Below are 9,506 nucleotides of genomic sequence, written 5' to 3' on the forward strand. Positions count from 1 at the left end.
ATGGATGATCTAAGCCACTTCATTCATTTCTATTTCATACTTATTCATGACCGACCTTCACAATATTGTTGCTGAACTCTTTCACCAGCCCGACCTCAAGCAGCTAGAAGCTGGAAGCGCATATCACCACGCACCCAGAATCTTGCTTTTATACGGTTCCTTAAGGGAAAGATCATTTAGCCGTCTTTTAGCTGAAGAAGCTGAAAGAGTACTCAAAGCCATGGGATGTGAAACAAAGTTTTTTAACCCATCAGGATTGCCCCAAGTCGATGAGGTTCCCGATACCCATCCGAAAGTTGCAGAACTAAGAGCGCTCGTAGCGTGGTCGGAAGGAATGGTTTGGAGTAGTCCCGAGCGACATGGTGCGATGAGTGGTCTATTGAAAACCCAAATTGATTGGATACCTTTAAGCATTGGGGCAGTCAGACCTAGTCAAGGCAAAACGTTAGCCTTAATGCAGGTTTGCGGTGGTTCACAATCATTTAATGCGCTCAACCAAATGCGTATTTTGGGTAGATGGATGAGAATGATCACGATTCCAAATCAATCCTCTGTACCAAAAGCATTTTTGGAGTTTGATGACAATAACCGCATGAAACCTTCGGCGAATTATGATCGGGTGGTAGATGTGATGGAGGAATTGGTCAAATTCACTTTACTAACACGGCCAATATCTGGCTATCTGACCAATCGCTACAGCGAAAGGAAAGAAAGCGCAGAAGAATTATCCAAAAGAGTGAATCAAGCAGCAAGTTAAGACCAAACCACTTTAAGCAATGCTCGACCTTAACCCCTAGGCATCAGAAATTGATTGTGGCTGACAATTGAGGGCCAGCATTGGTGTAATTGGTATTGGCGCTATTTGATTTTAAGTGAAAGCCCATAGCACGGTAGGTCAAACTAATATCCCCCCAACTAAAGGCATCACCGATGCCAACTGAGGACTGCCAAGTTCCATTATTGGAGCCCGGCCCCTTACCCGCATCAAAGTAGAAAGGAACAAACCAAGAGCTATCCATGATTCTGGCGCGCCCTTTCAAGCCAATCACGGGATCAGTCGTTTGATTAGAATGGGACGCGTTTTTAGTAACTGAAGGGGTTTTGTTTCCAAAGCTATCTAAGATAAAGTTAGAAGTTACGGTGGTGGTGCTGGAGATGTATCTTGCTCCGAGTAATCCATCCAAGTAAATAGTGGGGGTGCTTAGTGCCGTATAGGTTCCTGCCAAGGTAAGCATGGTTTGCGTCAGTTGACCGTTATAACCGCCATATAAGCTGCTGTTGCCAGGCGCAGGTGAGTAATAGGTAGCACCCCCGCTACCGGCCAGTTGCCAATAGACTAAATCGCCCATTACGCCCCAGTTGCCCTTATGAGCCTCTAAGGTGAACATGGCTGCGGAGTTGGTACTACTCATATTTTGATTAATTGAGGCGTCAGAGGAGACGGCGTATTTACCCACGCTAGTCGTTAACCAAGAAGCGGGCGCCCATCCAGAAATAGTCCCAGAAAAGCGCCAATTGTCATCGACCGTTGGCATCGGGTTTACCGTTTGGGCTTGAACGCCGCAGGCAAAAAGGACAAGGGCTAAGGTATGGGCAAAGAATTTCATGGCGATCCTGCGGTGATGGTTTTTAAGGTAAATTTAAATAATTGAATGATTATTAACCAATTTGTTGATTTGTCGTACAAATTTTGCGCCATGCAACGCACCGTTGCCCTTAATGTTCTGCCTTTTGTAAATCACCAGAAACATCCTTATCTAAATTTGCGGATAAATATTCAATACTGTGGGGCATATCCAAGATCAACTGATCTATTGCCTGGAACTCGATTGAAAACTCCTGGATTGAGCAATCTAGTAAATGGCCTCCATGCATTCTGTCTAAACTTAAGAAGTGCAGGTGGTAACCAGGAACCGAGATGGACTGCATGAAGTTCGGCGTCCAAAATCCCGCCAAAACACCAGAGATATCCTCGAAAATAAACTCCTTCTGATCGCCAGCGACCTCTACTAAAGGCCTGTAGGCATGCTGTTTAGGTACAGATCTTGCCCGCACAAAAGAAAACTTCCCGGTAACCCGTACCGCATAGATCAGGTTCTTAGATAGAATCAGTTCATCAATACTTTTTTGTAAATCTGCATAGCTCACAGGTCCTTGAAAGGATATCTTCTGACTAGCTCCAAACTCAGTAACGCAGGCATAAGGTGAACTCCCTTCGAGCGGGGCTACTGAAACTGAGCCATCCGATCTAATCTGATAAAAACTGCCATCTAAGAGCACCATCTCCCCATCTAGGTCATTAAACGTTCCCAGTCCAAAATTGCCATGTGTAAGAATTTGTTCGAGAGTTTTATCTTCGCGAAGAATTCCCAAGACCAATGCGTTGACTGGCGAGGAGACATACAGACTATTTGGCTTAAGCTTCATTGGCAATACATTCATTAAAAAATTTCAACTCATTCGCCCTTGATAGAGGTCCAAGTAGAACTCTTGATTAACCATTTGCCATTCTTGGACTTGTCAAAGATGATGGTTTGATAAGCCACTTCATGATTTACCTTCATCCCAGAACTTTTGTAAGAGACGGCAACGGGGAAAACTGCGTAAATCTCGTTCTTACCCTCTAGTACTTTGACTGCATCTTTTACCTCAACGACCATATTTGATAATTTATCTTTTGACATCATTGAGCGGAAGTCATTAATAAATTGTGTGGATGCATTCTTTCCCGTCCAGGTAAATGGCTCCATTTCATCAATGATTGTGGAGTTTTCGGTTGTTGTTGCGGTAAAAGCTTTGACATCCAATTTAGCAAGGGCATTTTGATAATCCACTGCGACTTGTTTGAGATCTGCTTTGGTATCAGCATAAGAATTGACAGAGAAGAGTGTCAGTGCGGCAAAGAGGCATAAATTAAATTTCGACATTGGGTTGCTCCAGTGGGTTCAATAACTCTAGTAATTTAACTCATTAAATAATACTTAATTAGGCTTGCAAATACGCCATATATTATTAATGATTCAATGATTGGATTAAACATTTCTAAAAAGGCCTAGGCAGATGAACTGGATTAAGCAATTTTCTTTACAGAATGAGGTTGCAGTAATTACAGGTGCAGTAGGCGGCTTAGGTCGGGAGCTGGTCAAAATTTTATATGATGCTGGGGCTAATCTGGTGTTGGCTGATACCGATATAGCAAGTCTGCAATTGTTTGCGGAGAAGATAGATCCTTTGGGTCAAAGGGTTCTTGTCCAGCAGTGTGACGTTACCAACGAGCAGGATATTCTCTGCTTGATTCAAAAGGCAAATGATCATTTCAAAAGAATCGATGTACTAGTCAACTGTGCAGGAGTTTTGGGGCCTGACGCCTTGTTATTTGATCTTACGGTAGAGGATTGGGATCGGATCTTTGCCGTGAACTTAAAGGGAAGCTGGTTAACATCTACCCATATCTCTCAATACATGGCCGCACAACATATTGATGGCAGGATTATCAATATTTCATCTTCCCTAGGATTACGCGCACAACTCAAGCGTGTGGCTTATGCAAGCTCCAAGGCTGCAGTCGAGCATTTAACCCGTAATTTAGCGATGGAGCTGGTCCAATATCAGATCCGAGTAAATTGTTTAGCCCCCGGCTGGATGAACACACCTATGGTGGAGGGAATCTTAAATGGACCAGATGGAAAGAAATGGCGCGCTGCCATTCCTATGGGCCGTGCTGCGGAGCCATCTGAATTGGCTGGTCCATTAATATTGCTTGCCTCTAAAGCATCAAGTTATATGACAGGAACTGTTCTGCGAGTAGATGGTGGTTATGCCTATTGCGGGATTGAACTCCCGGAATCAGTCTTTTGATCACGCGTCATATTGGTATTACCCCCGCAATCACTGAGCCACCGAACTTTTCTGGCAAAGAATTAGGTGTCAATACATCAATCGACACGCCTAGTAATTGCTTTAATTTATAGCGGATGGCTTCTTAGCTTCCGATTAAGCAAATGTTTGGCATGAAGATCCATACAAAGGACGTTATGGTCTGCCCAGCACGATTCGAACGTGCGACCTACGCCTTAGCTAAAAGTGGTACGTAAGGTCTCAACAAATATATCAGCCTGATTAACTGCCCAAGCGGCATCTTCCTCTAAAACAGCGTCACCTTTGTAATCTGCCATCAAACGAAGATCCTCAACCTTGTTAAGGGACTTGCCAAGCTCTAAAGAAACTTGACCAGATTTAACAAGCTCAAGACTGAATTTTGATATGAGGCCACTATGGGTCTTTGTATTAACTGTTGACTCATCGATACCAGATGCCAAAAGAGCTGCCCTAGCAGCATCAAACATAGCGTAATAAGCACGGTTACAAGCACCATCAACATCCCCAGCATTTAACAAAATTCGAGCTGAAGCTGCTGCAGTTTGAGCTTTAGTGAAAAGTTCTTTTGCTTTCAAAGAACAATACCTTCATTTTGAATATTTCTCAAAAGGCTGGGGTTGGAATAATTCTCCGGGTGATCCCACTCATCCTGCCAAATGGGTAGTGGCTGAATCCGAATGCCGGAATCCAACAGAACGTCATAAGCCAAATCATCCATCGCAAACTTAGTCACCATAAAACGCTCCGCCTTACCTCGCAACAGAATGGCAATATCTGCATCACTCTCGCTTTGGTGTGTATTGCGAGCACGACTACCAAACAGGAAGGCCTTACTTACATCATATTGACGCGCAATTTTTTCCATAAATGCATGAGCTGCATTTTGGGTGGCTATGTCAATCATGGCTGAATTCATAATGTGCAATTATGCAAAGAAATAGCTATCTGAGCAACAGATATACTGCCAACAAGGGTACAAGTTGAAGTTTTTTGGCCTGCCCAGCACGATTCGAACGTGCGACCTACGCCTTAGAAGAATTCGTGGCTGCTGGAATGTGTATATATTTCTATGGCTTACAGCGTAAAAATGGCACTGTGTAATAAACTGTGTAATACATAAGTGTTGCTTAAAAGACAATTCCTCATCTAGCTTTTAACATTCAATAAGCATTATTTGACAAAATTCATGCCATCATGCAATAATGCAGCACGAATATAGGAGAATGTCATGGGCGCAGTTATAGATCACCAAGTTATTAAATCCATTGGATCGAGTGGGCAAATCTCGCTTGGAAAGGAATATGCAGGACGTCAGGTTCTAGTTGAAAGCCCAGAGCCTGGAGTTTGGATGATTCGCACCGCTACCGTCATTCCAGATAATGAAAAGTGGATACATACGCCAGCCCTTAAAAAGGATTTAACTGCTGCTTTAGCTTGGGCACAAAAAGCACCCGCTAAAGCAAGCGACCTTTCTAAATTAAAAATGGCTAAAGCGCATGGCACGAAACGTAAAGCCTGAGCTATTAGTCGAGCTTGATCTTAATAGTCCTGTTTTTCAATCTGCCTGGAGTGATTTAGAGCTAGCTGAGCAAGAAAAGGTATTTGCTACCTTTAAAAAGCTCACAAAACTAACCTGGAACCAGGTCTATCGAGATAAGGGCTTGAAATGGGAAAAAATTCACAGCATTGCAGCCCCTAAAAATATTGAAGCGCTCTACTCGTTTCGTGTAAGCAAATCGATTCGAGGAATTGGCTTTAGAGAACATAACTTTTTAAGGGTCTTATTGATAGAGCCAGACCATGATGCGGCTTATGGGAAAAAATAGTTAGGGTGTACTACCCGAGACATAGTTTACGTTTTATACCGGACACATACTTTACAGTTTTTGGCCTGCCCAGCACGATTCGAACGTGCGACCTACGCGTTGGAGTCCCTCACAGGCTTTTATGAGTGCCGTCACATAGGGGTGCATTTGCTGACTGTTTGCAGCCACAGAAATAGACTGTAATGCTCTCTGATGCAATAAATTCCAAAGGGCTTAAATCTGTTCTCTGATGTGACCTATCACAAAAGGGTTGGTTATTACTTAAGCCGCAACTGCACCAATAGTAAGTCTGGCCTTTGACTACCTTTACTGGATAAGGTGTATTTTTAGCCGTCTTTATCTCCATGCTAGCTCCCTATGCAATTTGATGATGGATATGCTTACTCATATGACCACTCGTAACCCACATCAACGATCTCCAATACATGGCCAAGATGATGCAGACAATAGGTATTCCAGTCTTTATGAAATGCTGCCAAAGCCGTATCACAGTGATGGCGATTAATTAAATTGAGCAGGCCATGATCTTTACTCTCAATCTGCCCGTCTTTAGATTTCACAACCACATAAATTGCATATTTTCCACTCATGACAACCTCAGCAGGTTCAATGATGGTTTTAGATTACTCTAGTAATTACGCTTAGGGAAGAAGATTTGAGATATCAATACAAAGTGGGCAATCCCTTGTCTTGACTTGCAATTTGGTGCCATGCAATAGAATTTCACCTACTAAAAAACTACATAATTAGTTAGACAAACTCCCTCATTAGGTTCAGCATGAGTTGATGCTGATGGGTCAGTTGATCACGACTTAGGTCTAGTTTTTCTGCTTTGATAGGAGGATGCCATGGGTACCCAAAATTTACAAATTGAAGAAGATAGCTTGACTGAAAAGTTCTTTGAACTTCAGAGTAATGAACTGGTCCAAGAGCGATTAATTTGGCAACATTTAACAAAGCGGAAAATTAATGAAATGAATCATATCCCGGATGAAAGCTATGCAGACTGGGGTGAAGATTGAATAGCCAGAGATGAAAATAACCGTCTATCGTTACAAAGTGTATGACTACCAGCATGATGACCATGCTTACATTCCACCGCACTATGCGACACGAGAATATATTGAACAATTAGAAGGAGCGACCATCATCGAATATGACCATTTAGAAGTTGAGGCATCTGATTTAGACGCTCTTGGCCGAATTGTAGTAAGAGAGGACTAACTGGCTAAGCGTTCTCCAATCAGTTTTTCTTCTTAAAAGTTGCTTCAGTAATCGGCGTATGTGTTACTACACAACACACGTCATCCAAGTGTTTGTAGGCAGACACCTTAACCTCGAACCATCTTTTATCTCCATTGCTGTGGCAAGGATATTGTGAAGTAAATGTTTTGGAATTTTCTGCAATAACTTCACGAATAGATCTAGCCACTTTGTTAGCTTCTATAGAGCCCGGTCCCATTGCTTTCTCACAAACAGCAAGATAATTAACGCCCTCGCATCCTAGGCTTCCCCCCTTTAATTTTGGATAAAGCATGGCAGAGGATCGCCATGCACTATTAACCAAAATAATGATGCCATCTTTACTTAATACGGCCGTCAGGGGCGAAACAAAGTTCAAAGCAGCTTGTGCTAAACCTTCTATTTTTCTTAGCTCATAGGCTTCTACTTTTGCCCTGTCTTGCTCGCTATCAATCCCTAAAGGAATGCTGGCTTTCTCGGTGATAGTCGTAGAGTAAATAAACGATGCATCTAAGTTAAGCCAGCTAATTAAAGTCTTCAGTCTGGCACTCTCTGGCATGGATTGGCCATTGATCCATTTTCTCGCCGATTCCCGACTAATTGGATTTGACTGAAAGTTACGAAGATTAAATTCAATCGCTAATTTACTGGCCGTAGGTATTTCCCCAAACCGATTGATCAGTCCAGCTCTAAAAGCTAAATGGAAACGCTCGATAACGAATTGGTTGATAGTGAAAACCCCTAAAGTGCTTTCTTGTGCATCTATCATCATGTACCTTTTATAGCCCCAAGTCAGATTTATTACATTTGCCAACTTGAACTTGGCAAGCTATGAGCTATTTGGCTTATTTTGGGAAATAGTACTAAAACAAGGGGATATAAATGGCCCAACTGACATACATTAATGCCGTACAAAAACTAGAGACCGGTGATTCATTCACCCTACATGATATGAAAAGCTTGTCGTATGCAGATCTTGATAAGCTATTTGAAGAAATCAAATATTGGAAAGTCTACGGTAATAGCCAACCAAAAATTAATGAAGTAAAGCAATGGTAAAGCTCGTACAAGAGCATACAACTTACCTTGCTATCGATTTTAAGAATCAAGCGTTGCTTGATAGTTCGCCTGATAAAGCGGGGAATCTTTCGTCTATAGGTATTAAGTGTGAGGGTAATTCTTTTGCTAAATTACCTATAGTTAAAGCCTATATCGATAACCGCTTACAAAAAATTCGTAATCAATTCGATGAATCTATTATTGCTACTGTCTTTATATTCATCGATACTACAGTTGAAAGGGCCCTAAGAAATACTGTTGAAATTACTATTCATTTTAAAGATAAGCAGCTTTATTCTGAAAATGAGGGCGAAGATCTTTATTCCACCATCAACTCTGCAATTGAAAAAATATGGAAAACACTTAACCCGCCTACCAAATTAATTTAAGTGAGTCGTCTGGTTGATAGTTGATAGACTGTTTGTAGTCCTTAAGACTTAATTTTGGTTTAAGCTTAACCACCAATAGCGTGTTTGCCTCTCTCCAACCTGCAATTAATTTTTCCATGGCTTTGGCTCTATTAGAAAGCTTTAGGTTCTCGAGCGTGAGCTCAGCTAAACGCTGTACTTCAGGTTCATATCTTTTGAACATAACAAGACTCCTAACCTTTAGCAAAAGCTCAGTCTATTCCTCTATTTATAGAAATAGTTTGTTTTAGATATAAATATGAAAATTAGCACTGAAAAGCAACGTTTGTAGCACTAAAAATCTCTTGTCACATCATTGTCTTTTTAAAGAACATTTCATGATGTGGATAACGTAAGGAAGTTTGATCAATACTTTATCAATTTGGGGCTCTTAAAGAGGTTTTTGATGTCATCCGATCGGCCAGTCAGACCTTTGGCCTGCCCAGCACGATTCGAACGTGCGACCTACGCCTTAGAAGCTTAAAAAATGATATAAATCAATAGCTTAGACAATGGTTTAAGCCTGGCAATATCAAGTGTAGAGTACGCACCGAAATCTGTGGACTCATCTGGATCTGACCATGTAATGCGTGGCATCCGCAGATGTAGAGTCGGTTAAACCGACACTAAATGGTGTCGCGATACGTGACGGTTGATTGTGTAGTATCCCCCGTCAATCCGACATTCCTAAAGTGTTGTTTTCTGCCTGTGCTCGATAGTCTCTAGGCGATATTCTGCCAAGAGAGCTGTGCGGTCTTTCTTCGTTGTAAATAGTGATCCAGTTTTCTGTTATTTCACGCACCTCCCTGAGGTTTTCAAATAAATACGCGTTGAGTACTTCATGACGGTAGGTTTTATTAAAGCGTTCAATAAACGCATTTTGTTGAGGCTTACCCGGTTGTATAAATTTCAGTTCAATCCCTTTTTCTTCGCACCAGCCCATGAACACGGCAGACCTCAGTTCACTCCCGTTGTCCAGACGTATCGCCTGAGGTAAACCATGGATATCCTCTAGTTGCTCTAGGGTTCGCACTACTCTAGCTGCTGGCAGGCTAATATCAATTTCAATCGCCAAGATCTCACGGTTGGATTC

At 42.0% G+C, this 9,506-nt stretch carries 18 protein-coding genes; 8 read left to right on the forward strand and 10 right to left on the reverse strand.

The genetic code is table 11. The features are described from left to right. Positions 1-46 precede the first annotated feature (46 nt). Entirely contained in the window at positions 47-757 is a 711-nt protein-coding gene (gene arsH, locus CP950_RS05215) for an arsenical resistance protein ArsH (RefSeq protein ID WP_096673021.1), read from the forward strand. Positions 758-800: 43 nt separating this feature from the next. Here arsH and CP950_RS05220 read toward each other — a convergent pair whose 3' ends face one another. The 3 genes from CP950_RS05220 to CP950_RS05230 all read right to left on the reverse strand — a co-directional run bounded on the left by CP950_RS05220 (position 801) and on the right by CP950_RS05230 (position 2,927). Beyond that, complete coding sequence (locus CP950_RS05220; protein WP_096673022.1) at positions 801-1,607, reverse strand: hypothetical protein; 807 nt, start codon at positions 1,605-1,607, stop codon at positions 801-803. A 109-nt stretch (positions 1,608-1,716) separates the two neighbouring features. After that, the gene (gene budA, locus CP950_RS05225; protein WP_207760214.1) at positions 1,717-2,442 is read right to left on the reverse strand and encodes an acetolactate decarboxylase; all 726 of its coding nucleotides are present in this window, start codon (positions 2,440-2,442) and stop codon (positions 1,717-1,719) included. Between the two features lie 14 nt (positions 2,443-2,456). Further along, positions 2,457-2,927: a Cif family virulence factor gene (locus CP950_RS05230; protein ID WP_096673024.1), complete on the reverse strand. Its 471-nt coding sequence runs from the start codon at positions 2,925-2,927 to the stop codon at positions 2,457-2,459. Between the two features lie 133 nt (positions 2,928-3,060). Between CP950_RS05230 and CP950_RS05235 the strand changes: the two genes are divergently transcribed. Continuing rightward, the gene (locus CP950_RS05235; protein WP_096673026.1) at positions 3,061-3,858 is read left to right on the forward strand and encodes an SDR family NAD(P)-dependent oxidoreductase; all 798 of its coding nucleotides are present in this window, start codon (positions 3,061-3,063) and stop codon (positions 3,856-3,858) included. A gap of 215 nt (positions 3,859-4,073) precedes the next feature. Here CP950_RS05235 and CP950_RS05240 read toward each other — a convergent pair whose 3' ends face one another. Further along, positions 4,074-4,454, reverse strand: coding sequence for a HEPN domain-containing protein (locus CP950_RS05240; protein WP_096673028.1), 381 nt, complete (start codon positions 4,452-4,454; stop codon positions 4,074-4,076). Then, positions 4,451-4,783, reverse strand: a complete 333-nt coding sequence (locus CP950_RS05245; protein WP_243391923.1) for a nucleotidyltransferase domain-containing protein — start codon at positions 4,781-4,783, stop codon at positions 4,451-4,453. Before CP950_RS05245 ends, CP950_RS05240 begins: the two co-directional genes overlap by 4 nt. Positions 4,784-5,107: 324 nt before the next feature. Here CP950_RS05245 and CP950_RS05250 point away from each other — a divergent pair, with 324 nt between their 5' ends. Further along, positions 5,108-5,398: a hypothetical protein gene (locus tag CP950_RS05250; RefSeq protein WP_088525048.1), complete on the forward strand. Its 291-nt coding sequence runs from the start codon at positions 5,108-5,110 to the stop codon at positions 5,396-5,398. Next, positions 5,376-5,705 (forward strand): hypothetical protein, encoded by a 330-nt coding sequence (locus CP950_RS05255; RefSeq protein ID WP_096673032.1) that lies wholly within the window; start codon positions 5,376-5,378, stop codon positions 5,703-5,705. The genes CP950_RS05250 and CP950_RS05255 overlap by 23 nt, the downstream gene beginning before the upstream one ends. A gap of 109 nt (positions 5,706-5,814) precedes the next feature. On the opposite strand, the gene CP950_RS05260 is transcribed toward CP950_RS05255, so the two are convergent. After that, entirely contained in the window at positions 5,815-6,051 is a 237-nt protein-coding gene (locus tag CP950_RS05260; RefSeq protein WP_096673034.1) for a CDGSH iron-sulfur domain-containing protein, read from the reverse strand. Between the two features lie 34 nt (positions 6,052-6,085). After that, positions 6,086-6,295: a hypothetical protein gene (locus tag CP950_RS05265; protein ID WP_096673036.1), complete on the reverse strand. Its 210-nt coding sequence runs from the start codon at positions 6,293-6,295 to the stop codon at positions 6,086-6,088. Between the two features lie 258 nt (positions 6,296-6,553). Here CP950_RS05265 and CP950_RS09945 point away from each other — a divergent pair, with 258 nt between their 5' ends. Beyond that, entirely contained in the window at positions 6,554-6,727 is a 174-nt protein-coding gene (locus CP950_RS09945; protein ID WP_165766412.1) for a hypothetical protein, read from the forward strand. Positions 6,728-6,737: 10 nt separating this feature from the next. After that, the gene (locus tag CP950_RS05270; RefSeq protein ID WP_096673038.1) at positions 6,738-6,929 is read left to right on the forward strand and encodes a hypothetical protein; all 192 of its coding nucleotides are present in this window, start codon (positions 6,738-6,740) and stop codon (positions 6,927-6,929) included. 19 nt (positions 6,930-6,948) lie between these two features. Here the strand turns inward: CP950_RS05270 and CP950_RS05275 are convergent, their stop codons facing one another. Further along, positions 6,949-7,719 carry a hypothetical protein gene (locus CP950_RS05275; protein WP_096673040.1) on the reverse strand — a complete coding sequence of 257 codons (771 nt, stop codon included), beginning with the start codon at positions 7,717-7,719 and terminating at the stop codon, positions 6,949-6,951. 110 nt (positions 7,720-7,829) lie between these two features. On the opposite strand from CP950_RS05275, the gene CP950_RS09950 reads away from it, so the two are divergent. Together CP950_RS09950 and CP950_RS05280 are read left to right on the forward strand one after the other, a co-directional pair. Then, positions 7,830-8,006, forward strand: a complete 177-nt coding sequence (locus CP950_RS09950; protein ID WP_165766413.1) for a hypothetical protein — start codon at positions 7,830-7,832, stop codon at positions 8,004-8,006. Continuing rightward, entirely contained in the window at positions 8,000-8,395 is a 396-nt protein-coding gene (locus CP950_RS05280; protein WP_096673042.1) for an HPF/RaiA family ribosome-associated protein, read from the forward strand. The genes CP950_RS09950 and CP950_RS05280 overlap by 7 nt, the downstream gene beginning before the upstream one ends. Here the strand turns inward: CP950_RS05280 and CP950_RS05285 are convergent. Next, a complete protein-coding gene (locus CP950_RS05285) occupies positions 8,379-8,597 on the reverse strand; it encodes a hypothetical protein (RefSeq protein WP_096673044.1) in 219 nt (72 codons plus the stop codon). The two genes, CP950_RS05280 and CP950_RS05285, sit on opposite strands and share 17 nt — an antisense overlap. A 489-nt stretch (positions 8,598-9,086) precedes the next feature. Then, positions 9,087-9,506, reverse strand: a 420-nt coding sequence (locus CP950_RS05290) for an integrase core domain-containing protein (RefSeq protein WP_133092085.1), incomplete at its 5' end; no start/stop codon positions are given.

This window comes from Polynucleobacter meluiroseus (assembly GCF_900205755.1).
Lineage (GTDB): Bacteria > Pseudomonadota > Gammaproteobacteria > Burkholderiales > Burkholderiaceae > Polynucleobacter > Polynucleobacter meluiroseus.

Excerpts from the sequence above, each read along its gene's own strand:
- arsH (WP_096673021.1), top strand. The coding sequence starts at position 47 with ATGACCGACCTTCACAATATTGTTGCTGAACTCTTTCACCAGCCCGAC.
- CP950_RS05220 (WP_096673022.1), bottom strand. The coding sequence starts at position 1,607 with ATGAAATTCTTTGCCCATACCTTAGCCCTTGTCCTTTTTGCCTGCGGC.
- budA (WP_207760214.1), bottom strand. The coding sequence starts at position 2,442 with ATGAATGTATTGCCAATGAAGCTTAAGCCAAATAGTCTGTATGTCTCC.
- CP950_RS05230 (WP_096673024.1), bottom strand. The coding sequence starts at position 2,927 with ATGTCGAAATTTAATTTATGCCTCTTTGCCGCACTGACACTCTTCTCT.
- CP950_RS05235 (WP_096673026.1), top strand. The coding sequence starts at position 3,061 with ATGAACTGGATTAAGCAATTTTCTTTACAGAATGAGGTTGCAGTAATT.
- CP950_RS05245 (WP_243391923.1), bottom strand. The coding sequence starts at position 4,783 with ATGATTGACATAGCCACCCAAAATGCAGCTCATGCATTTATGGAAAAA.
- CP950_RS05250 (WP_088525048.1), top strand. The coding sequence starts at position 5,108 with ATGGGCGCAGTTATAGATCACCAAGTTATTAAATCCATTGGATCGAGT.
- CP950_RS05255 (WP_096673032.1), top strand. The coding sequence starts at position 5,376 with ATGGCACGAAACGTAAAGCCTGAGCTATTAGTCGAGCTTGATCTTAAT.
- CP950_RS05260 (WP_096673034.1), bottom strand. The coding sequence starts at position 6,051 with ATGGAGATAAAGACGGCTAAAAATACACCTTATCCAGTAAAGGTAGTC.
- CP950_RS05265 (WP_096673036.1), bottom strand. The coding sequence starts at position 6,295 with ATGAGTGGAAAATATGCAATTTATGTGGTTGTGAAATCTAAAGACGGG.
- CP950_RS09945 (WP_165766412.1), top strand. The coding sequence starts at position 6,554 with ATGGGTACCCAAAATTTACAAATTGAAGAAGATAGCTTGACTGAAAAG.
- CP950_RS05270 (WP_096673038.1), top strand. The coding sequence starts at position 6,738 with ATGAAAATAACCGTCTATCGTTACAAAGTGTATGACTACCAGCATGAT.
- CP950_RS05275 (WP_096673040.1), bottom strand. The coding sequence starts at position 7,719 with ATGATGATAGATGCACAAGAAAGCACTTTAGGGGTTTTCACTATCAAC.
- CP950_RS09950 (WP_165766413.1), top strand. The coding sequence starts at position 7,830 with ATGGCCCAACTGACATACATTAATGCCGTACAAAAACTAGAGACCGGT.
- CP950_RS05280 (WP_096673042.1), top strand. The coding sequence starts at position 8,000 with ATGGTAAAGCTCGTACAAGAGCATACAACTTACCTTGCTATCGATTTT.
- CP950_RS05285 (WP_096673044.1), bottom strand. The coding sequence starts at position 8,597 with ATGTTCAAAAGATATGAACCTGAAGTACAGCGTTTAGCTGAGCTCACG.